Source organism: Arenibacter flavimaris, from assembly GCF_030291335.1.
In the GTDB taxonomy this organism is placed as follows: Bacteria; Bacteroidota; Bacteroidia; order Flavobacteriales; family Flavobacteriaceae; genus Arenibacter.
The window spans coordinates 127506-149234 of record NZ_JASWIM010000003.1 but is presented as its reverse complement, the minus strand read 5'-3'; the positions used below and the strand labels follow the sequence as shown (position 1 = coordinate 149234).

Sequence of the window (21729 nt, the reverse complement as noted above, 5' to 3'; positions counted from 1 at the left end):
TTTTGGCGCGGATAACCAATAAATATTAAGGCTAAATGGGCATGGTTAAATTGGTTCCTGTTAAGGGTTGTGATAGACCACAGTAACCTCCGCTTCCAAAGGGAATAGGTTGCAGATGACCGTTTATGGACAAAAAAAATATGGCATGAAAAAAAAGGACATTAAGATACTTTTGGTGGATGATGAACCGGATATTCTAGAAATTGTAAGTTATAACTTGTCTGCCGAGGGGTATGAGGTTATTACTGCAAAAAATGGTATGGAGGGGGTTTCAAAGGCAAAAAAGAAGAAGCCCCACTTAATTATTTTAGACGTAATGATGCCAGAAATGGACGGTATTGAAGCCTGTGAAATTATTAGGCGTACCGAAGGTTTGGAAAATACCTTGATTACATTCCTCACCGCTAGGGGCGAAGACTATTCGCAAATGGCCGGTTTCGATGCAGGTGCGGACGATTATATTACCAAGCCCATTAAGCCTAAGGTTTTGGTGAGCAAAGTAAAGGCTTTGCTAAGAAGGTTAAAGAATGAGGAGCAGGAGGTAGAAGATATCTTTAACGTTGGGGAGATTACCATAAATAGGGAGGAATATAAAATTGTTAACAAGGGAGAGGAGATTGTTCTTCCCAGAAAAGAGTTTGAACTCCTGGCGTTATTGACCTCCAAGCCGAACAAGGTTTTTAAAAGGGAGGTAATCCTGGATAAGGTATGGGGCAATGAAGTGGTTGTTGGTGGTAGGACCATTGACGTACATATTAGAAAACTTCGAGAAAAAATTGGGGATGATCATTTTAAAACGGTAAAAGGGGTAGGGTATAAGTTTGTACTATAATGGTAACGAGGATTAAAAAATCATATAGGTTTGCCCTACGTACTACAATTCTAATTTCATTTATCTTAACTACAGTCCTGGGAATATTTTTGTGGAACAGTGGTTCCATGGATTGGCAACTCCTTGCGGTTATTTTGGTAACTTCTTCCTTTATTTCATTTCTTGTAGTACAATTAAGGATAGAAAAATTTATCTACCGTAACATAGAGCGTATTTATAATGATGTATCCCTCTTGGAGTCCACCTCTTTGGCTCCCAAGACCATTACAACGGATATGCGGTCCCTGACTGATGAAATAGAGAAGTTTGCCAAGGACAAAAAAATTGAAATAGATACCTTAAAAATCCGGGAGGAATATAGAAAGGATTTTTTGGGTAACGTTTCCCATGAATTAAAAACACCATTATTTACGGTCCAGGGCTATATTTTAACCCTCTTGGATGGTGCTATGGACGATAAAAGTCTTAGGAAAAAGTATCTTCAACGCGCCAATAAGGGGGTAGAGCGACTTATCTACATTGTTAAGGATTTGGATCTTATAACCAAATTGGAAGTTGGGGACCTAAATTTGGAGATAGAGGAATTTGATATTTTGGAACTGGTGCAGAATGTTTTTGAGCTTTTGGAAATGAAAGCCGCTAAAAAGAATATTACCCTGACCTTTGACATGGATTATAAGGATCCAATCTTTGTTAAGGCCGATAAGGAAAAAATACAACAGGTCATTACAAATTTGGTGGTCAATTCCATTAAATATGGGCAGCAGAACGGTACTACCGAAGTGAGTGTGGAGAATTTAATCAAAAATAAGGTGATTATCCGGGTGACCGACAATGGTGAGGGCATTTCCAAACAAAACCTTGCCCGAATTTTCGAAAGATTTTACAGGGTCGATAAAAGTGGGAGTAGGGCCGAAGGTGGGTCTGGCTTGGGATTGGCAATTGTAAAACATATCATAGAGGCCCACAATGAGAAGATCTATGTGGAAAGTGTAATCGATATAGGGTCCGAATTTTCTTTTACTTTGGAAAAGACCACCAAATAATCCTGAGCGGCACTATTGTACGGATTTCTCTATTCAATGCCAACCTCTGGTCCTTTCCAATGACTTCATTAAAGCAATTTACCGTTACCTTGAATAATTCTAAATTAATGGGGAACGATTAAGTTATTATCTTTAGATACGACCTAATAGTTATCAACCTAAACCTTATGGAACATATTGTTATTATTGGTAATGGAATCTCCGGTATTACGGCGGCGCGCCATATCCGAAAACTATCCGACAAAAAAATCACCATTATTTCAGCTGAGAGCGATTATTTTTTCTCTAGAACGGCTTTGATGTATGTTTATATGGGCCATATGAAGTTTGAGCATACCCAGCCTTACGAAAATTGGTTCTGGAAAAAAAACCGATTGAATCTGGTTCATGGTTATGTAACCCAAGTAGATACGGCCAATAAAAAGCTAATATTAAATGGTTCCGAGGAAATGGGATATGATAAACTCATTATTGCCACAGGTTCCAAACCCAATAAGTTTGGGTGGCCAGGACAGGATTTGAAGGGGGTACAGGGATTGTATTCCAAACAGGATTTGGAATTGTTGGAGACCAATGCGCCAAACAATGAAGTTTGTAAGAGGGCAGTAATCGTTGGGGGCGGATTAATCGGGATCGAATTGGCGGAAATGCTTAGGAGTAGGGATATCCCTGTTACTTTTTTAGTCCGTGAGGACAGCTTTTGGAACGGAGTCCTGCCCGAAGGTGAATCCCAAATGATCAATGAACACATTTTGGAACATCATATAGATCTAAAATTGGGCACCAATCTAAAGGAGATTATTGCGGATGAAAATGGTTGGGCAAAGGCAGTGGTTACGGATAAGGGGGAGATGATCCCATGTACGGTGGTGGGGCTAACCGCAGGGGTTGCTCCAAACATTGATTTTCTAAAAGGCTCTGGAATTGAGCTAGGTAAAGGAGTAAAGGTCAATAACTTCTTGGAAACCAATATAACCGATGTCTATGCTATAGGGGACTGTGCCGAACAACATGAATCCATAGGCAACCGCAGGCCGGTGGAGGCCGTTTGGTATACGGGAAGAATGATGGGGGAAACGTTGGCCCAGACAATTTGCGGTAACAAAACGGCCTATAATCCTGGCCATTGGTTCAATTCCGCAAAATTTTTGGATATAGAGTATCAAACTTATGGATGGGTATTTAGCGAAAGAGCCAAAAAAGACCATGAACAGCATTTTCATTGGCGGCATCCCAAGGAGAAAATATGTGTCACCATCGCCTTCCACAGGGATACTAAACTGTTTTTGGGGATCAATACCTTTGGAATTCGAATGCGCCACGAGATTTTGGACCGATGGCTTACAGAGAAAAGAAGTGTATCCTATGTGTTGGAATATTTAAAGGATGCCAATTTTGACCCTGAATTCTACGCGGAATATGAGCAAGCCATTATATCCTGCTATAACTCCCATTATGGTACGAACATAAGGCCCAAAAAGAAAAGTTGGAAACGAATTTTTAGCAACGTATAAAGTCTTAAGATGCAAATAATAAAAAAAATAGGACTCTTCATTTTTTTGATAGTCCTTACCGTATTTACCATTCTACCCTTTATCGGGGAATTTAAGGTGACCCCTGCGACAATGGATCAAATAATTCGGGAAAAAGGAATTTCAAGCGAATTTTTTATAGACCGGATGCAAGAAAATGTGGTTGGCAAACAGTTTCAAGGAATGCTTTCATTATCGCCCAAAATAACTCAGGCACTGGAGGCCGCCAATGCACAACATAGAAAAAACAAGGAATATAAAAAGATTATCTATACGGGGCCGCATGATTTGGCTGCCACGGTGGGCAAGGCCTCTGGGAGTGGGTTTATAGTGGAAAACAAGGGATTAATGTGGTTTCTGACCTTTGGTCTGGGAATTATAGGGGCTTTACTTTTTATTGTTCCCAATGTGGTTTTGTTAGGGCAAAAGGGAATAAAAAATAATGGGATCTACCATGAAAATGCCACCAATAGGGGATGGATTGCCTGGTTGGTCTTCGTTTTTCTGGTTTCCTTTTATTTGGTACTTTATTTCCGCTCGGAATTTGCCGTAAATTGGACTTACCTAGTGGATCCTATCAGTGGGTTTCTAAGTGGAAATCCTGCCGGACATTGGTTTGTGTACGGCTTTATGTATTGTACGGTAATGACGGTTATGGCCGTAAGAATGTATATTAAATACAGGTACAATATGTACCAGATGGTACGGACCACCTCTGTATTGTTCTTTCAAATTGTCTTTGCCTTTCTTATTCCAGAAATAATGGTACGGCTGCAGATGCCGTATTACGATTTTAAAAATGCATTTCCGTTAGACTATGATTTCTTCTTCCAATGGAATTTAAAATCCTTATTGAACAGTGGGGGTATAGGACTTTTTATTTTAGTTTGGGGCATAGTGCTTACTTTGGTAATTGTGCCCGTTATGGTCTACTTTTTTGGAAAGCGATGGTACTGTTCCTGGGTCTGTGGTTGTGGTGGATTGGCAGAGACTCTGGGAGATCCCTATAGACAGCATTCGAGCAAGTCGCTTTTTTCTTGGAAAGTGGAAAGATGGTTGGTGCACGGGGTATTGGTCTTTGCCGTGGGAATGACCATGATGACACTCTACAGTTTCTTCACCGAGTCTGGCACCGTCTTGGGTTTAAAAACACAAAGTGTGCAAAATACCTATAGTCTTCTGATCGGAGCATTTTTTGCAGGAGTAATCGGTACCGGATTTTACCCCATTTTTGGGAATAGGGTATGGTGTAGGTTTGGTTGTCCCTTGGCGGCCTATTTGGGATTTGTACAGCGGTTCAAATCGCGCTTTAGGATTACCACCAACGGCGGTCAATGTATCTCCTGTGGCAATTGTTCTACCTATTGTGAGCAGGGCATAGACGTCAGGGCATACGCCCAAAAAGGTGAAAACATTGTCAGGTCCAGCTGTGTGGGCTGTGGCATTTGTTCCGCCGTTTGTCCTAGGGGGGTCTTAAAATTGGAAAATGGACCGCTCAAGGGAAGAATAAATCCCACGGAAGTGCTTTTGGGGAACGATGTTGATCTAATGGAGTTGGTCAATAATAAATAGGCATTTGGTGGAGGTAGAAATAATTGTTGCAAACCTTGGGGTAGCTCCATGGATTGATCAAAGTATTGATACCTTTGCGCTATCAAAACAATGGGTAACCATGGATAAATAAGAATGACCCTTCAACTACGCTAATGACCGATATAAAAGTAATTATCCCTGCCTATAATGAAGCTGATTCCATTGCGAACGTTATAAAGGAAATTCCTAAAATTGTTTCTGAAATAATTGTTGTAAACAATAATTCTACAGACGATACGGCCCTTAATGCCAAGGAGGCCGGGGCCACTGTCCTCACCGAGGATAGGATGGGATATGGCTATGCCTGCCTAAGGGGAATTAATTATATTTCCAAACAATCCAAAACACCCGATATTATCGTATTTATGGACGGAGACTATTCGGATTATCCCGAGGAACTCTCCAAAGTGGTAAAGCCTATACTGGAAAACAATTTGGATTTTGTTATCGGTGCCAGAACAAAGAGCCTGAGGGAAGAAGGATCCATGACGCCACAACAGGTTTTTGGCAATGCATTGGCCACCACTTTAATGAAATGGTTCTTTGGAGCTTCTTATACTGATTTGGGTCCGTTTAGGGCCATAAAGTACAATAAGCTTTTGGCGTTGGAAATGGAGGATAAGACTTACGGATGGACCGTGGAAATGCAGTTGAAAGTTCTAAAAAAAGAGTTTACATATACCGAAGTACCAGTGCGTTATAAAAAAAGAATTGGCATATCAAAAGTATCAGGTACTGTAAAAGGTAGTATATTTGCAGGCATAAAAATCCTGGGTTGGATATTTAAATATAGTTTAAAATAAAATGGGACTAACAATTACTTACTTTATCATTGCGATTTACAGTATATCCTTATTATTAATATTTTTTTATAGCTTGGCCCAGCTTAATTTATTGGTCAACTATCTGGGTTATAAAAGGAGAAATAAGGAGGCTCCAAAATTCAATTTATTGGATCCAAAAGAAATACCATTTGTAACCATACAACTTCCAATTTATAATGAGGAATACGTAGTGGAGCGTTTGTTGGACAATATTTCGAAAATAGAATATCCTTTGAGTAAATTGGAAATTCAGGTATTGGACGATTCAACGGACGAATCCGTACTGGACACTGCCAAGAGAATAAAAGCCCTTCAGGAGACTGGCTTGGATATACAACATATTAGAAGGTCCAATAGGCAAGGCTATAAGGCAGGTGCTTTAAAAGAAGGACTGGATAAGGCTAAAGGAGAATTTATTGCCATTTTCGATGCAGATTTCTTGCCTTCCAGTGATTGGTTAAAGAAAACCGTTATTTATTTTAAAGATAGGGAAATTGGTGTTGTTCAGACAAGATGGGGACATATCAATAGGGAATATTCTACTCTGACCCGTATACAGGCTTTTGCTTTGGATGCCCACTTTACGTTGGAACAGGTAGGACGTAATGCCAAGGGCCATTTTATAAACTTTAATGGTACGGCAGGTATTTGGAGAAAAGAATGTATTTTGGATGCCGGAAATTGGGAAGGAGATACCCTGACCGAGGACTTGGATCTTAGCTACCGTGCCCAATTAAAGAATTGGAAATTTAAATATTTGGAGGATGTAGAGACGCCTGCAGAACTTCCTGTAGTAATCAGTGCTGCCCGTTCCCAGCAATTTCGTTGGAACAAAGGTGGGGCCGAAAACTTTAGAAAAACGGTTTGGAGTGTTATTTCCGCTAAGAACATCTCGTTCAAGACCAAATTTCACGGGGTGATGCACTTGTTGAATAGCTCCATGTTCCTTTGTGTATTTTTGGTGGCATTGCTGAGCATTCCCATGATGTACATTAAAAATACTTATGATCACTTGGGGTGGATTTTTGAAGCCACCAAGTTTTTTATTTTAAGTACTATTATCCTTTTCGTTTGTTATTGGTTTACCTATAAGAGTATACAGGGTAGTAGTTTTGATAATTTTGTAGACTATATAAAAATCTTTTTTACCTTTTTCTCTGTGGCCCTTGGATTTTCATTGCACAACTCCATTGCAGTCCTGGAAGGTCATATGGGTAAAAGATCTGAGTTTGTCAGGACCCCAAAATTTAATTTGAACAGTATAAAGGACAGCTGGAAGGGGAATAAATATCTGGCTACCAAGCTTTCTCCCAATATGATTTTGGAAGCGGCCTTAATGCTTTACTTCCTTTTTGGAATGTACAGTGCCATTCCTTTGAATGATTTTGGACTTTTCCCATTTCACTTTATGTTATTTTTGGGCTTCGGTTATGTATTCTTCAAATCCCTTATGGCAAGGGCATAAATAATATTTATAAACGTTTTTCAAAAGCCCTGTTCTTGTTAAAGAAAGGGCTTTTTTACTTTTGAAATTATTCATCGGATTTATGTTCCTAAACCCTTAGTTAAGAAATAAATAGGATTTCTTTTGCGCCGATGTTGGAGCAATGATCTTGTTTGTCGTCATTCCTGAATTTTAAAAAAATCAGCTTTCTATTGCCAAAATCAAAATTGGAAGTATAGTTATTTGATAATTTCATTTAAATTTGGGAGATTGCTGAATTAATAAAGTGACCAAAAACCACCAGACGACCATGATCCAAAGGGCCATTTCTTATTGGAAACTCCATAGGATTCCAATTTTAATGGTGCTGCTTAGCATCCTCTTCTATATTTCCTTTGGTTACCATTTGGACCGGCCCGATTTTATGAAGCTGCTGAGTCTTTATTTGGGGTTGTTTTTTTTATGCTATAAGCTGATACAATTTGAAAAATGGAACTTTAAGTTTCTGGCTATTTCCGGGACACTTTTCCGGTTGTTGCTACTTTTTGCAGAACCTAATCTTTCACAGGATTTTTATAGATTTATCTGGGACGGGCAATTGATCAATATTGGGATAAGTCCCTACCTTCATCTTCCTAAGGACTTGATAATTCAAAACGGCCACCTCATGCACAATGCCGCAGAATTGGTGAGTGGCATGGGCAGCCTCAGTGCATCAAATTACAGTAATTATCCTCCATTGAATCAGTTTATTTTTGCGTTGTCCACCTGGTTGTCGGGAAAGAGTATAGTGGGCAGCGTATTGGTCATGAGAACCATTATAATTTTGGCCGATTTGGGAATCCTGTATTTCGGTCGAAAATTACTGCAAAAGCTTAATAAATCCACCCATCTGATCTTTTGGTATTTCTTAAATCCCTTGGTTGTTTTGGAACTAACGGGGAATCTGCATTTTGAAGGGGTGATGTTGTTCTTTTTTGTCTGGGCTATTTGTCTTCTCTTCAATAAGAAATGGTTGTTGGCAGCTGTTGTATACGCGCTATCCATCTCTATTAAATTGGTCCCATTGCTATTTCTGCCCTTGTTCTTAAAGTATTTCGGGTTTAAGAAAAGTATTCCATTCTATGCGGTTGTGGGTTTAACAACGGTCCTTTTAATACTCCCGTTCTATTCCCAGGAATTTGCAAATAATTACTTGCAGACGGTAGGGCTGTGGTTCTCCAATTTTGAATTCAATGCAGGGCTGTACAACGCCATAAAGAAAGTGGCCCTAAATTTCGATGTCAAGCCTTGGGAACTTATCAAGGATTATGGAAAGATTACCCCGATAATCGTTATTGCCTCAGTAGCCCTGTTTACGTTTTTTAGGAACAATAAAAAGATGTCAAGTTTGCTGACCTCTATGTTGTGGGTGCTTACCTTATATTATTTTTTGTCCGCAACGGTGCATCCATGGTATATTATTTTCTTATTGACTTTAAGCTTGTTTACAGAGTTTAGGTTCCCTATGGTTTGGTCCCTGAGTATCGTATTGAGCTACTGGGCCTATTCCAATGAAGGGTTTAGGGAGAATTATTGGCTGTTGGCCGTTGAATATATTGCAGTATATGGATTTATGTTTTATGAAATTGTTAGATTACATAACAAAAAGATACTATTTAGTAAAAATTAGCACATCAATCACATAAATTCATTTTTATTTGTACTTTTGATGGTAGAATGAATAACTTATATTACATACTAAACGTAAACAGGGTTTCCAACCTTGCATATTCATTTACGCCTACACGTCGTCGCCCGTAAGGGTGCGCTTCTTTTATGGAAATAGGTGAGTCCATTTCCCTCTCAAAAAAAATAAATTATAATTTTAATTTTAAAAGCAACATTCAATGAAGATTGTTATTGCTAACGATTCCCATTTTAAATATGCCGAGATCATCTGTGATACCATTGCGGAATCGGCCAAAGTGCGCGGCACCGGGATTGCCAAGCGTACTCCTGAATATATTCAAAAAAGACTGCATAATGGCAATGCCATTATTGCCTTGGACGGCGATAAATTTGCAGGATTCTGTTATATTGAGGTATGGGGACATGAAAAATTTGTAGCCAATTCGGGCCTTATAGTACATCCGGATTACAGGAATCAGGGTTTGGCCAAGCAAATAAAAAAGGAGATTTTCAACCTTTCCAGAAGTAAGTTTCCCGATGCCAAAATATTTGGGATTACTACAGGCTTGGCAGTGATGAAGATGAACTATGAACTGGGCTATAAACCGGTAACTTTTTCGGAACTTACCACTGATCCAGAGTTTTGGAAGGGCTGTCAGACCTGTAAAAATTTCGATATCCTTACTAGGACAGAACAAAAAATGTGCCTTTGTACCGGAATGTTGTACGACCCCGAAACCAAAGTCAAGGAGATTAAACAGGAGCCGAAGGAAAAATTGAATTCCAAGGCTTTTCAACGATTAAAAAGTATAAAGGAAAGTCTGTTCCTGAATAAGAAAACAAAGTAGTGGATCAATACTACTGTGAATATAACAATAAGATAAGTTTAGCATGAAAAAATTAGTATTAGCATATAGTGGTGGATTGGACACTTCCTATTGCGCAAAGTATTTGTCAAAGGATCAAGGTTTTGAAGTACATGCCGTTAGTGTAAATACCGGTGGGTTTTCAAAGGAGGAAATAGAGAGCATTCACAAAAAAGCCTTGGAATTGGGGGCTACTACCTACACTTCCATAGATGCTGTAAACACCTTTTATGAAAAAGTAGTAAAGTATTTAATTTTCGGAAATGTTTTAAAGAACAATACCTATCCCTTATCGGTTAGTGCGGAGCGAATTGTTCAGGCCATTGAAATTGTTAATTACGCCAAAAAAGTAGGTGCCAAATATATAGCCCACGGTAGTACAGGGGCCGGGAACGATCAGGTTAGGTTTGATATGATCTTCCAGATCATTGCACCGGAAATTGAAATTATTACCCCCATTCGCGATAATAAATTGGCCCGGGAGGTAGAAATTGAATATTTGAAACAGAATGGGGTAGATTACCCATGGGAGAAGGCAAAATACTCTATCAATAGAGGTTTGTGGGGAACTTCCGTAGGGGGTGAGGAAACACTTACCTCGCACAAATCCTTACCGGACTCTGCTTATCCAAGCCAATTGCAGGAGACGGAACCCACCCAGTTGAAACTTACTTTCCACAAGGGGGAATTAATTGCTGTGGATGGCGATAACGATACCCCGGTGAACAACATCATAAAATTGGAGGCAATAGCTTCCAAATATGCCATTGGTAGGGATATACACGTTGGCGATACTATTATTGGAATTAAAGGTAGGGTAGGGTTTGAGGCACCTGCTTCCCTGATCATTATCAAAGCCCACCATTTATTGGAAAAACATACCCTTACCAAATGGCAACAGTATCAGAAGGAAATGCAGGGCAATTTCTATGGTATGTTGTTGCATGAAGGAAATTATTTGGATGAGGTAATGCGAAATATTGAGGCCTTCCTGACCGATACCCAAAAGAACGTTAGTGGTGATGTCTTTGTAAGCCTGCACCCTTATCGATTTGAATTGGACGGGATATCCTCTTCGCACGATTTGATGAACGCCTCTTTTGGTAGTTATGGAGAGATGAACAAAGGATGGACTGCAGATGATGCCAAAGGATTTATTAAGATACTTTCCAATTCGGGAAAAATATATAATCACGTAAACCAGCATAATGATTAAGGTAGGAATTATAGGAGGGTCAGGATATACTGGTGGGGAACTCATTAGAATTCTCCTGAACCACCCTAATACAACCATAGATTTTGTTTTTAGTACTACAAGGGCAGGTAAAAAGATTACCACGGCACATCCAGACCTGTTGGGGGTTACCGATTTGGTTTTTACAGGAAAGGTAAACAAAGATGTGGATGTCGTATTTCTTTGTCTGGGTCATGGCAATTCCACGAGTTTTTTAAAGGAAAACGAGTTTTCCAAGGACACAAGAATCATTGATTTAAGTAATGATTTTAGGTTGGAGGCCGATGCCGTTCTGGATGGAAAGGCTTTTGTCTACGGCTTGCCGGAACTAAAAAAGGAAGAAATAAAAAAAGCGAACTATATTGCCAATCCAGGTTGCTTTGCTACCTCTATTCAGTTGGGGTTATTGCCGTTGGCAAAAGCCCATAAGTTGGATAAACCGGTACATATCAATGCTGTTACTGGAAGTACAGGGGCAGGAGTTAGCCTTTCGGCAACCTCACATTTTAGCTGGAGGAACAATAACGTATCCTGGTACAAGCCCTTCACGCACCAGCACCTAGGGGAAATTAATGAAAGCTTGCACAGTCTTCAGGAAAATACCGGGGAACTATTTTTTCTTCCCAATAGGGGGAATTTTACCCGAGGGATATTGGCCACGGCCTATACCGAATTTGATGGGAGTTTGGAAGAAGCCTATGAACTGTACAGGGAGTTTTACAAGGATGCGGCCTTTACCCAGGTAACAGAGGAGGACATCAACCTAAAACAGGTGGTGAATACCAACCAATGTCATATTCATTTGCACAAGCATAACAATATACTGCTGATCACCTCTGCCATAGACAATCTATTGAAAGGGGCATCAGGGCAGGCAGTGCAGAACATGAACTTGGCGTTCGGATTTAAGGAAACGGAAGGCCTGCAGTTGAAAGCAGGCGTATTTTAAAATCGTTGCCCCCTGGGGTTGATGGTGATATTATGACCGACCGACAAACAAATTGATCAACCATTGGATTCTCTTGGTTTAGGGAATGAAACAAATAACAAATAAGGAATGAAAATAGCTATTATTGGAGCAGGTAATTTAGGTCTATCCATAGCCAAAGGTATTTTGAGCACCAATGGGGCCACTTCCATGGTCCTGACCAAGAGAAGTCTTAATGGACTTAAGGAGATTGAAAATTATGGAATTGTCACCACTACTACGGATAATAGGGAGGCGGTGGCCAAATCCGATATCCTGATTTTTGCGGTACAGCCTGGCCAATTTGTAAAAATATTGGGAGAGGTGAAGGACATCCTTACGGAGAAACATGTTATTATTTCAACCATTACCGGTTTTAGTATTGCCCGAATGGAAGAAGTTATAGGGCCAGATCATTATATTATTCGAGCCATGCCCAATACAGCTATTTCCGTGGGGAAATCCATGACCTGTATCTGCAGCAATGAGAAAGGGGCCAAAAGGGTAGACCTGGCCAAGGCCATCTTTAACCGTATGGGGCATTCCATGCAAATTCCGGAAGACCAGATGCAGGCCGCTACCGTTATTTGTGCCAGTGGAATTGCGTTTTGGATGCGATTGATAAGAGCTACCACACAAGGGGCCATTCAATTGGGATTCGATGCCAAGGAAGCACAGGAATTGGCCATGCATACCTGTAACGGGGCTGCCAGTTTGTTGATAGAATCTGACAGTCACCCAGAAAATGAAATAGATAAGGTTACCACCCCAAGGGGATGTACTATTTCCGGATTGAACGAAATGGAACACCAAGGATTAAGCTCCTCCCTGATCAGGGGAATAGTGGCCTCATTTGACAAGATAAACGAAATAAAAAAAGGATAACCTCTATCGTAAACCTACAAGGTTATAAGACAATGGAGGTTCATAATACAATATAGAAGATGGAATTATTTGATGTATACCCATTATATAAGGTTACTCCCGTTTCGGCACAGGGAATCGTAGTCACCGATGACAAAGGACAGGAGTATTTGGATTTTTACGGAGGACATGCTGTAATTTCGATTGGACATTCCCATCCACATTATGTAAAAAGATTGAAGGATCAGTTGGATAAGATCGGTTTTTATAGCAATGCCGTACAGAACCCCGTCCAAGAAGCCTTGGCGCATAAATTAGGGGAACTTTCCGCTTGTGAAGATTACAACCTTTTCCTGTGCAATTCAGGGGCGGAGGCCAACGAAAATGCCCTAAAGTTGGCATCGTTCCAAACAGGTAAGTCGCGTGTAATATCCTTTAAACATGGATTCCATGGAAGGACTTCTGCCGCTGTGGCCGCTACCGATAATGAAAAAATAAACGCACCTATCAACAAGCAACAAAAAGTAACCATACTTCCTTTCGAGGATTTGGCCACTTTTAAAACTGAGATTTCAAAAGGGGATGTCTGTTGTGTAATTATAGAAACCATTCAAGGGGTAGGGGGTCTAGATCGGCCTTCCCAAGAATTTTATCAAAATATAGCCGCACTTTGTAAGGAAAATGGTGCCTTGCTTATAGCAGATGAGGTGCAATGTGGTTATGGAAGAAGTGGTAAGTTCTTTGCCTTTCAGCATTACGGGATTAAACCGGATATTATTACGGTAGCCAAGGGAATGGGGAACGGATTTCCTATTGGCGGGGTGCTTATCCACGAGAGCATTAAAGCTTCTTACGGAATGTTGGGAACCACTTTTGGCGGGAATCATTTGGCCTGTGCCGCTGGATTGGCGGTTTTGGAAGTGATCGAAAATGAGAATTTAATTGAAAATGCCGCGGACCTTTTTGAGTATTTTAAGGAAAAGGCGGCCAGCATTCCACAAGTAAAAAGGGTAAAGGGAATGGGTCTTATGCTGGGGCTGGAATTCGATTTTGAAGTAGCGGAGCTACGCAAGAAGCTTATCCATAATCAGCATATGTTCACCGGTGGCGCCAGTGACAAACACGTTTTGAGAGTATTACCTGCATTGAATATTACCAAAGAAAATTTGGATCAATTTTTTGATGCCCTAAAAAAGGAATTGGCATGAGTTTAAATTTAGACATATCCCAAAGAAATGCGGTGCTCAATACCATGGCACAGCTTATCGATGGGGAACGAAAAACTATCCTTGAGGTCAATAAAAAAGACCTCGAGGCCTATAATGGCGATGATTTGGCGATGTATGACCGGCTCAAGGTGGACGAAGCCAAAATAGATGGCATGATCCTATCCTTGCGGCAGTTGGCGGGACAGGATGATCCCTTGGGTTTGGAACGTTTTAATTTCATCCACGACAATGGGATGCGCGTAAGCAATAAAACGGCCCCTTTTGGAACCGTTCTTATAATTTATGAGTCCAGGCCCGATGTTACCATAGAGGCAGCAGCCATTGCCTTTAAATCCGGTAACAGAATTTTATTGAAAGGCGGAAAGGAATCGCTACAAAGCAATTTGGTATTGGTCAATTTTTGGCATAAATCTTTGGAGCAACACGGTATTTCCAAGGATTGGGTCACTTATTTGGAATTTGATCGGGCGCAGACCCAAGCATTTTTGGAAAAACCGACCCAAAAGTTAGACCTTATAGTTCCTAGAGGAGGGGAAAAACTGATCGCTTTTACCAAAAAACACGCCACCTGTCCCGTAATCGTCAGCGGAAGGGGAAATAACTTCCTCTATGTGCACCCCAAGGCCGACCTTAAAAAGGCTATGTCTATTATCTTAAATGCCAAGACCACAAAGATCTCGGCCTGTAATGCCTTGGACAAGGTATTGATAGATAGCGCACTGCCCAACAAGGAGGCATTTATAAAAGATTTGATAGCAGAATTAAAAGTGAAAAAAGTAGAGGTCTTGGTTGATAGTAGCCTTGCCAGTACAGTGGATACTACGGAGATTATTGCAGAGGACAGCTGGTATGAAGAATTTTTGGATTATAAGATCCTTATAGGGGAAGTGGGAAGCACGGAGGAAGCGGTTGAAAAGATCAATACCTATGGTGGAGGTCATTCCTCGGTAATCGTAACCGAAGAAGAACAAGGAGCCGATTTTTTTATGAATTCCGTGGATTCCGCAGCGGTATATCACAATGTTTCCACCCGTTTTACCGATGGTGGACAATTTGGCCTGGGCGGTGAATTGGCCATTAGCACGGATAAATTGCACCAAAGGGGCCCCATAGGGCTACAACATTTGGTGACCAACAAATGGTATATTAAGGGGGATGGTCAAATAAGATAGTAGCCGGACCTTTCATTAGGTCTAAAAAAAAGCACATGCAGAAGAAAAGAATATTATTAAAAATAGGATCCAACACCCTCACCAAGGAAACGGACCATATTTCCAGGGGGAAAATTGAGGATATAGGGAGGCAGATTGCGAAACTAAAGGATAGTTACGAATTCATCATCGTAAGTTCGGGGGCCATAGCCGCTGCCAAACAGTTTGTAAAACTGGAACACAACGGACAGGAAATAACCGTTAAACAAGCTTTGGCCTCCATTGGTCAGCCCCATTTAATGCGAATTTTTCAAGAGAATTTTAGGGAATTGGGCTTGTTTACCTCCCAATGTCTCTTGTCCTATTCCGATTTTGAAAAGGAAGTTTCCAAAGAAAACATCTGCAATACCATCAATGTACTGGTGGCCAATAATTTTATTCCCATTATCAATGAGAACGATACGGTAGCTACCGATGAGATCCAATTTGGGGACAATGATAAATTAGCAGCATTGACCGCAGCCTTGATGAAGGCAGATCTGTTGATCATTGCAACCAATACCAATGGTATATACACCAAGGAATCGTTCATTAATAAGAAGCCCGAAACCATTCGACTAGTGGGCGATTTGATAGAGCTGCAAAAGGAGGTCAGTAGCTCCAAATCTTCCCATGGTACCGGGGGAATGGAATCCAAGATAGAGGCGGCCAACATAGCCAGACAGGCCCATGTGGAAACCTGGATCGTGAACGGCCTAAAGGACAATTTTATTATTGATGCCCTAGAAAACAAAACTGCTTTTACAACCATAAAATAAAGAAATGCAACACTATTTATCCTTAAAAGATATCGATTCCCTACCGCAATGGGTAGAAGAAGCTAGATCATTAAAGGCGAATCCGCTTCAATTCAAAGCCTTGGGACAGGCTAAGACCATATGTTTATTATTTTTCAATAACAGCCTTAGAACCCGTTTAAGTACACAAAAAGCGGCCATGAACTTGGGGATGGAGGTTATTGTGATGAACTTTGGAAGTGAAGGATGGGCTTTGGAGTACGGAGATGGTACCATCATGGACCAAGGTACCTCCGAACACATTAAGGAAGCGGCCCAGGTAGTGGCACAATATTGTGATATAGTCGCCATTAGGGCCTTTGCCTCCTTGACCGATAAGGAGCAGGATGAGGCAGAAGTGGTCATGAACGGTTTTAAAAAATACGCCGGTATTCCGGTGGTGAATATGGAAAGCTCTGTGGGCCACCCATTACAGGCGTTGGCAGATGCCATAACCTTGGCAGAGAATAACACCAAGAAGAGACCCAAAGTGGTCCTGTCCTGGGCACCACACCCGAAGGCATTGCCGCATGCGGTGGCCAATTCCTTTGTGGAAATGATGCATTTGCAGGATGCCGATTTTGTAATTACCCATCCCAAAGGATATGATTTAAATCCGGAGGTGACCAAGGGCACCAAAATAGAGTACGATCAGGACAAGGCCTTGGAAGATGCCGATTTTGTTTATGTAAAAAACTGGAGCAGCTACCAGGATTATGGGAAGGTGGTGAGTCAGGACAGGGATTGGACCATGACCAATAAAAAGTTGGGCAAAGCCAAGTTTATGCATTGTTTACCGGTAAGACGTAATGTAGTGGTAGCCGATGAGGTTTTGGATGGCAATAATTCCTTGACCATACAACAGGCCAATAATAGGACCTATTCCGCACAAATTGTGCTGAAGAAGTTGCTGGAGAGCTTGGAGGGTTAAAAGTGAACAGTTATCAGTAATGAGTAAACAGTTGGGTAGTGAACAATGGCAATCGAACAATGACGATAAGAAAGGGTTCCTTCCCTTGGCAAGGGAAGGTGGCTTCTCCGACGATAGGAGGAGAGGACGGAAGGGATGGAAAACGTAGGTAGATGATTTTATGTAGTGAAACGAAATAAAATTATACCGAGAAGTAGACTTTGAATGGTAACAAGAGACTAGTTGTTTAGTGTGATAGGGTTATAAAGTGCGAAGTCGGGAGACTTTGCACAACAGCGGAGTAGAGACCTCAATGAAAGGACTGAAACAGCTGGTCAGAAAAAACAGAGACCTAAGCAGGAAGTATAAAAAGACATGAAACAAAAACTATCGATAATAAAAATTGGAGGGAACGTTATTGAGAACGAAGTGGAACTCAACAAATTCCTAGATTCCTTTGCCGCTATGCAAGGACCTAAAATATTGGTCCACGGCGGGGGCAAACTGGCTACCCAGATCGCTGAAAAATTGGGGATAGAATCCAAATTGGTGGGAGGAAGACGCATTACCGATGAAGAGGGACTAAAAGTAATTACCATGGTCTATGGTGGATTGGCCAATAAAAATATAGTGGCCCAATTGCAGGCCAGAGGTACCAACGCCATAGGGCTTAGTGGGGCCGATGGCAATACCATCCGGGCCGTGAAAAGACCGGTACGGCAAATCGATTACGGATTTGCGGGAGATGTAGAGGAAGTAAATGCAGCGGCTATCGGCAAATTGTTGCAGGCCAAATTTGTTCCAGTGTTCTGTGCCATCACGCATAACAAAGAAGGGCAGTTGCTGAACACCAATGCCGATACCATTGCTTCGGAAGTGGCCATTGGAATGAGCGGGGATTATGACACCACCCTCTACTATTGTTTTGAAAAGAAAGGGGTGTTGATGGATATTGCAGACGAAACCTCTGTGGTAAAACACCTGGAGCCTAAGAATTACCAAGAATTATTGGAAAAGAAGATTATAGCGGATGGCATGCTGCCAAAATTGGAAAATTGCTTTCATGCGCTTCATAAAAATGTGGGCAAGGTCTGTATTGGGGACTTGGATATGTTAAACCCTAATGCTACCTTATTTACCACTATTACCTTATAAACATGGATCAACAAAAACTTACGGAAAAGGCTATTGAGCTGTTACAGAAATTGATTTCAATTCAGTCGTTTTCCTCCGAAGAAGATAAGACGGCAGATGCCATTGAGGCATGGTTTACACATTTCGACATCCCTTTTAAAAGGGAGAAGAACAATATATATGCCTTTAACAAATACTATGACGAGAGCAAGCCTTTGCTGCTGCTCAACTCCCATCACGATACGGTAAAACCCAATTCGGCCTATACCAAAGATCCCTTTCATCCACATATTGAGGACGGAAAATTGTTTGGACTGGGCAGTAACGATGCCGGCGGATGCCTGGTATCCCTGATCGCTACCTTTACCTATTTTTACGCTCAGGAAAACCTGAGCCATAATGTAGTGATCGTGGCCTCTGCGGAAGAGGAAAGCTCCGGTCCCAACGGTCTTAACAGTATGTTGCCGATCCTACCAAAAATTGATGTGGCCATAGTGGGGGAACCTACCCTGATGAATTTGGCCATTGCCGAAAAAGGTTTGGTGGTGTTTGAAGGCAAGGTAAGTGGAACGCCCTCCCATGCCGCCCACCCCAACGATAATAATGCCATTTACAATACCATTGAAGTATTGCAGTGGTTTAAGGATTATAAGTTTCCAAAGGTATCGGAAGTGCTCGGCGAGGTAAAGCTTACGGTAACCCAGATGAATGCCGGTAACCAGCACAACGTTGTGCCTGGTCATGTGGATCTGGTGATCGATGTACGGGTAAACGATTGCTATTCTAACAAGGAAATAGCGGACATACTTACTGCCGAAGCACCCTGTGAGGTAAAGCCCCGTTCGTTACGACTAAACTCATCCTCGATCAATAAGGATCACGCTTTGGTACAGTCGGGCTTGGCCTTGGGCAGAAGTAGCTACGGCTCCCCAACCCTATCCGATCAGGCGGCCCTCTATTGTCAGTCCTTAAAATTGGGGCCTGGCGATAGCACCCGTAGTCACTCTGCTGACGAATTTATTTATGTGGCGGAAGTAGAAGAGGGAATAGATTTGTATATTAAGATCTTGCAAGGATTTTTGAAACAATAAACAATAAACAATGTTGGTTTGTTCATTGTAATTGACCTATAAAAAAAACAATAAAAAAATATCAAATGAACCGAGCCGGAACGAACCTGTTTATTTATAAGAGAGGTTTAAAGGCGAACTACATTTGACCTTTAAAAAAATAAATAAAAACGACAAATGAAACTTTGGGACAAAGGATTTAGCACCGACAAGAAAATAGACCATTTTACGGTGGGCAATGATAGGGAACTGGATTTGCTTTTGGCAAAATACGACGTAATCGCCTCCAAGGCACATGCCAAAATGCTGGGCAAAATTGGTCTGTTGACCCTTAAGGAAACCGAATCCTTGGTACATGAGCTGGACAATATAGCCAAGACCATAGAAAACGGCACCTTTACCATAGAGGACAGTTTTGAGGATATGCATTCCAAAATTGAATTCCTTCTCACCCTTAGGTTGGGCGATGCAGGTAAAAAGATTCACACTGCACGTTCCAGGAACGATCAGGTTTTGGTGGCCATGCATTTGTACCTAAAGAACGAATTAACAGAGATTAAAGATCAGACCAAGGAGTTGTTCCACCTGCTCTTGAACTTGGCAGACAAGCACAAGAATGTGATGTTGCCCGGCTATACCCATTTACAGGTAGCTATGCCATCTTCTTTTGGACTCTGGTTTTCCGCCTATGCCGAAAGTTTGGTAGACGATCTTTATTTTGTGGATGCCGCCTATAAGGTAGCGGACCAAAACCCCTTGGGTAGTGCCGCGGGTTATGGAAGTTCCTTCCCTATAGACCGCAGTTTTACTACAGAAGAAATGGGCTTTGAAACTATGAAATACAATGTGGTGGCCGCCCAAATGGGCCGTGGCAAAGTAGAAAAGGCAGCCGCCTTTGGGATGGGCAGCATTGCCGCCACCCTGTCTAAAATGGCGATGGACATTTGCCTGTATATGAGCCAGAACTTTAATTTTGTCTCTTTTCCAGATGAGCTAACCACAGGGTCCAGTATAATGCCCCATAAGAAAAATCCGGATGTGTTTGAGCTGGTACGCGGTAAGTGTAACCGACTCCAGACCGTACCCAACCAATTGATCTTGATTACCAACAACCTTCCCAGTGGCTATCACCGGGACCTGCAATTGGTAAAAGAGGTGATCGTACCAGCCATACAGGACTTAAAGGCCTGTTTGGAAATAATGACCTTTAGTTTAAAGGAAATACGGGTAAACGAAAATATTTTGGACGATCCCAAATACGACTACCTGTTTAGTGTGGATACCTTGAACGAACTGGTATTGACCGGCACGCCTTTCCGTGATGCCTATAAGAAAATGGGCAAGGAGATCAATGAGGGTACATTTACGCCCAAAAGAGATATTAGACACACCCATGAAGGCAGTTTTGGCAATCTATGCCTGGCAGAGATCAGAAAGAAAATGGACAAGATTTCTTAAACAGTGAACAGTTGTTAGTGAGATAGGGTTATAAAGTGCGAAGTCGGGAGACTTAGCACAGCGGAAACTTTGCAAAACAGGGATTGCCAAAATCAAGTGAACTGTCCCGATATTTCTACCGGGAGCAACTCACCTATTCATTCTATCTTTTTTACTTTAAAAAGGTTAACACCTACTTGGCAGAAAATGTGCTAAGCTGTTTTTTCAGGAGAAATATACTTGTACACCAATCCAGCTAAAATGGCACCTACTATTGGGGCCACCCAAAATAACCATAGTTGGCCCATGGCCCAGTCCCCTGCAAATATAGCCTGACTAGTACTTCTTGCTGGGTTTACCGAAGTATTGGTTACCGGGATGCTTATTAAATGTATGAGCGTCAAGCCCAAACCTATGGCCAGTCCCGCAAAACCCTTAGGGGCTTTGGAGTGCGTAGCTCCCAAGATGATGATCAAGAACATAAAGGTCATAACAACTTCCGTAATTAAGGCGGACATCATATTATAACCGTCCGGAGAATGATCCCCATATCCATTGGCGGCAAACCCTCCAATTTCAAATCCGGCTTTTCCGCTGGCAATAAGATATAAAATACTGGCTCCTGCAATTCCCCCCAGAACCTGGGCCACAATATAGGGAAGCAGTTCTTTTTTGTCGAACCTGCCGCCTATCCATAGTCCAATGGATACGGCCGGATTTAAATGACATCCCGAAATATGCCCAATGGCATAGGCCATGGTAAGTACGGTTAATCCAAAGGCCATGGCTACGCCTACGAAGCCAATTCCCAATTCCGGATAGGCAGCGGCCAATACAGCACTTCCACACCCTCCTAATACTAACCATAAGGTTCCAATAAATTCTGCGACTAATTTTTTCATACTTTATTTTGTTTTGGTGGTTACAATTGATATCCCTAATATAACAAATACTTGCGCTCCTTTTTTATTTAACACTCTAATTTTCAAATAATAAGGTTTAGGAATATCTAAAATGGCTTGTAAGTCCAGGCTTAGATATTTTGAACGAAAGGATTTATAAAGTGCGAAGTCAGGAGACTTTGCACAG

20 protein-coding genes are annotated in these 21729 nt (G+C 41.4%); 19 read left to right on the top strand and 1 reads right to left on the bottom strand.

Translation table 11 applies throughout. From position 1 onward, the window contains the following. Nucleotides 1-145: 145 nt before the first annotated feature. From QSE00_RS03925 to argH, 19 genes are all read left to right on the top strand, one after another. Entirely contained in the window at nt 146-832 is a 687-nt protein-coding gene (locus QSE00_RS03925) for a response regulator transcription factor (protein WP_110354801.1), read from the top strand. Continuing rightward, entirely contained in the window at nt 832-1878 is a 1047-nt protein-coding gene (locus QSE00_RS03920) for a sensor histidine kinase (protein WP_110354575.1), read from the top strand. The genes QSE00_RS03925 and QSE00_RS03920 overlap by 1 nt, the downstream gene beginning before the upstream one ends. A gap of 167 nt (nt 1879-2045) precedes the next feature. Next, a complete protein-coding gene (locus QSE00_RS03915; protein ID WP_110354576.1) occupies nt 2046-3392 on the top strand; it encodes an NAD(P)/FAD-dependent oxidoreductase in 1347 nt (448 codons plus the stop codon). Nucleotides 3393-3401: 9 nt separating this feature from the next. Beyond that, the gene (locus tag QSE00_RS03910; RefSeq protein WP_286104926.1) at nt 3402-4982 is read left to right on the top strand and encodes a 4Fe-4S binding protein; all 1581 of its coding nucleotides are present in this window, start codon (nt 3402-3404) and stop codon (nt 4980-4982) included. Between the two features lie 134 nt (nt 4983-5116). After that, complete coding sequence (locus tag QSE00_RS03905; RefSeq protein ID WP_286104925.1) at nt 5117-5806, top strand: glycosyltransferase family 2 protein; 690 nt, start codon at nt 5117-5119, stop codon at nt 5804-5806. A 1-nt stretch (nt 5807) separates the two neighbouring features. Then, complete coding sequence (locus QSE00_RS03900) at nt 5808-7292, top strand: cellulose synthase family protein (protein WP_110354579.1); 1485 nt, start codon at nt 5808-5810, stop codon at nt 7290-7292. A 265-nt stretch (nt 7293-7557) separates the two neighbouring features. Then, nucleotides 7558-8943, top strand: a complete 1386-nt coding sequence (mptB, locus tag QSE00_RS03895) for a polyprenol phosphomannose-dependent alpha 1,6 mannosyltransferase MptB (protein WP_353477436.1) — start codon at nt 7558-7560, stop codon at nt 8941-8943. Nucleotides 8944-9160: 217 nt separating this feature from the next. Then, on the top strand, nt 9161-9790 hold the full coding sequence (locus QSE00_RS03890) for a GNAT family N-acetyltransferase (RefSeq protein ID WP_286104924.1): 630 nt from the start codon (nt 9161-9163) through the stop codon (nt 9788-9790). Nucleotides 9791-9833: 43 nt separating this feature from the next. Continuing rightward, entirely contained in the window at nt 9834-11024 is a 1191-nt protein-coding gene (argG, locus tag QSE00_RS03885; protein WP_110354582.1) for an argininosuccinate synthase, read from the top strand. Further along, nucleotides 11017-11991 carry an N-acetyl-gamma-glutamyl-phosphate reductase gene (gene argC, locus QSE00_RS03880; RefSeq protein WP_110354583.1) on the top strand — a complete coding sequence of 325 codons (975 nt, stop codon included), beginning with the start codon at nt 11017-11019 and terminating at the stop codon, nt 11989-11991. The genes argG and argC overlap by 8 nt, the downstream gene beginning before the upstream one ends. Nucleotides 11992-12099: 108 nt before the next feature. After that, nucleotides 12100-12894: a pyrroline-5-carboxylate reductase gene (proC, locus tag QSE00_RS03875; RefSeq protein ID WP_110354584.1), complete on the top strand. Its 795-nt coding sequence runs from the start codon at nt 12100-12102 to the stop codon at nt 12892-12894. A gap of 59 nt (nt 12895-12953) precedes the next feature. After that, nucleotides 12954-14081 carry an aspartate aminotransferase family protein gene (locus tag QSE00_RS03870; RefSeq protein WP_286104923.1) on the top strand — a complete coding sequence of 376 codons (1128 nt, stop codon included), beginning with the start codon at nt 12954-12956 and terminating at the stop codon, nt 14079-14081. Next, nucleotides 14078-15274 (top strand): glutamate-5-semialdehyde dehydrogenase, encoded by a 1197-nt coding sequence (locus tag QSE00_RS03865; protein ID WP_110354586.1) that lies wholly within the window; start codon nt 14078-14080, stop codon nt 15272-15274. The genes QSE00_RS03870 and QSE00_RS03865 overlap by 4 nt, the downstream gene beginning before the upstream one ends. 35 nt (nt 15275-15309) lie before the next feature. Then, nucleotides 15310-16071, top strand: coding sequence for a glutamate 5-kinase (gene proB, locus QSE00_RS03860; protein WP_110354587.1), 762 nt, complete (start codon nt 15310-15312; stop codon nt 16069-16071). A 4-nt stretch (nt 16072-16075) separates the two neighbouring features. Further along, the gene (locus QSE00_RS03855) at nt 16076-17020 is read left to right on the top strand and encodes a Rossmann-fold NAD(P)-binding domain-containing protein (protein WP_110354588.1); all 945 of its coding nucleotides are present in this window, start codon (nt 16076-16078) and stop codon (nt 17018-17020) included. Between the two features lie 19 nt (nt 17021-17039). Further along, nucleotides 17040-17168, top strand: a complete 129-nt coding sequence (locus tag QSE00_RS03850; RefSeq protein ID WP_286104921.1) for a hypothetical protein — start codon at nt 17040-17042, stop codon at nt 17166-17168. A 206-nt stretch (nt 17169-17374) separates the two neighbouring features. Then, nucleotides 17375-18154, top strand: coding sequence for an acetylglutamate kinase (gene argB / locus QSE00_RS03845; protein WP_110354589.1), 780 nt, complete (start codon nt 17375-17377; stop codon nt 18152-18154). Between the two features lie 2 nt (nt 18155-18156). Next, nucleotides 18157-19224, top strand: coding sequence for a M20 family metallo-hydrolase (locus QSE00_RS03840; protein WP_286104919.1), 1068 nt, complete (start codon nt 18157-18159; stop codon nt 19222-19224). A gap of 156 nt (nt 19225-19380) precedes the next feature. Then, on the top strand, nt 19381-20661 hold the full coding sequence (gene argH / locus QSE00_RS03835; RefSeq protein ID WP_110354591.1) for an argininosuccinate lyase: 1281 nt from the start codon (nt 19381-19383) through the stop codon (nt 20659-20661). 191 nt (nt 20662-20852) lie between these two features. On the opposite strand, the gene aqpZ is transcribed toward argH, so the two are convergent. Next, nucleotides 20853-21542, bottom strand: a complete 690-nt coding sequence (gene aqpZ, locus QSE00_RS03830; RefSeq protein ID WP_110354592.1) for an aquaporin Z — start codon at nt 21540-21542, stop codon at nt 20853-20855. Between the last annotated feature and the right edge of the window lie 187 nt (nt 21543-21729).

Coding starts and splice junctions, on each gene's coding strand:
- QSE00_RS03925 (WP_110354801.1), top strand. CDS start 146: ATGAAAAAAAAGGACATTAAGATACTTTTGGTGGATGATGAACCGGAT.
- QSE00_RS03920 (WP_110354575.1), top strand. CDS start 832: ATGGTAACGAGGATTAAAAAATCATATAGGTTTGCCCTACGTACTACA.
- QSE00_RS03915 (WP_110354576.1), top strand. CDS start 2,046: ATGGAACATATTGTTATTATTGGTAATGGAATCTCCGGTATTACGGCG.
- QSE00_RS03910 (WP_286104926.1), top strand. CDS start 3,402: ATGCAAATAATAAAAAAAATAGGACTCTTCATTTTTTTGATAGTCCTT.
- QSE00_RS03905 (WP_286104925.1), top strand. CDS start 5,117: ATGACCGATATAAAAGTAATTATCCCTGCCTATAATGAAGCTGATTCC.
- QSE00_RS03900 (WP_110354579.1), top strand. CDS start 5,808: ATGGGACTAACAATTACTTACTTTATCATTGCGATTTACAGTATATCC.
- QSE00_RS03890 (WP_286104924.1), top strand. CDS start 9,161: ATGAAGATTGTTATTGCTAACGATTCCCATTTTAAATATGCCGAGATC.
- argG (WP_110354582.1), top strand. CDS start 9,834: ATGAAAAAATTAGTATTAGCATATAGTGGTGGATTGGACACTTCCTAT.
- argC (WP_110354583.1), top strand. CDS start 11,017: ATGATTAAGGTAGGAATTATAGGAGGGTCAGGATATACTGGTGGGGAA.
- proC (WP_110354584.1), top strand. CDS start 12,100: ATGAAAATAGCTATTATTGGAGCAGGTAATTTAGGTCTATCCATAGCC.
- QSE00_RS03870 (WP_286104923.1), top strand. CDS start 12,954: ATGGAATTATTTGATGTATACCCATTATATAAGGTTACTCCCGTTTCG.
- QSE00_RS03865 (WP_110354586.1), top strand. CDS start 14,078: ATGAGTTTAAATTTAGACATATCCCAAAGAAATGCGGTGCTCAATACC.
- proB (WP_110354587.1), top strand. CDS start 15,310: ATGCAGAAGAAAAGAATATTATTAAAAATAGGATCCAACACCCTCACC.
- QSE00_RS03855 (WP_110354588.1), top strand. CDS start 16,076: ATGCAACACTATTTATCCTTAAAAGATATCGATTCCCTACCGCAATGG.
- QSE00_RS03850 (WP_286104921.1), top strand. CDS start 17,040: ATGAGTAAACAGTTGGGTAGTGAACAATGGCAATCGAACAATGACGAT.
- argB (WP_110354589.1), top strand. CDS start 17,375: ATGAAACAAAAACTATCGATAATAAAAATTGGAGGGAACGTTATTGAG.
- QSE00_RS03840 (WP_286104919.1), top strand. CDS start 18,157: ATGGATCAACAAAAACTTACGGAAAAGGCTATTGAGCTGTTACAGAAA.
- argH (WP_110354591.1), top strand. CDS start 19,381: ATGAAACTTTGGGACAAAGGATTTAGCACCGACAAGAAAATAGACCAT.
- aqpZ (WP_110354592.1), bottom strand. CDS start 21,542: ATGAAAAAATTAGTCGCAGAATTTATTGGAACCTTATGGTTAGTATTA.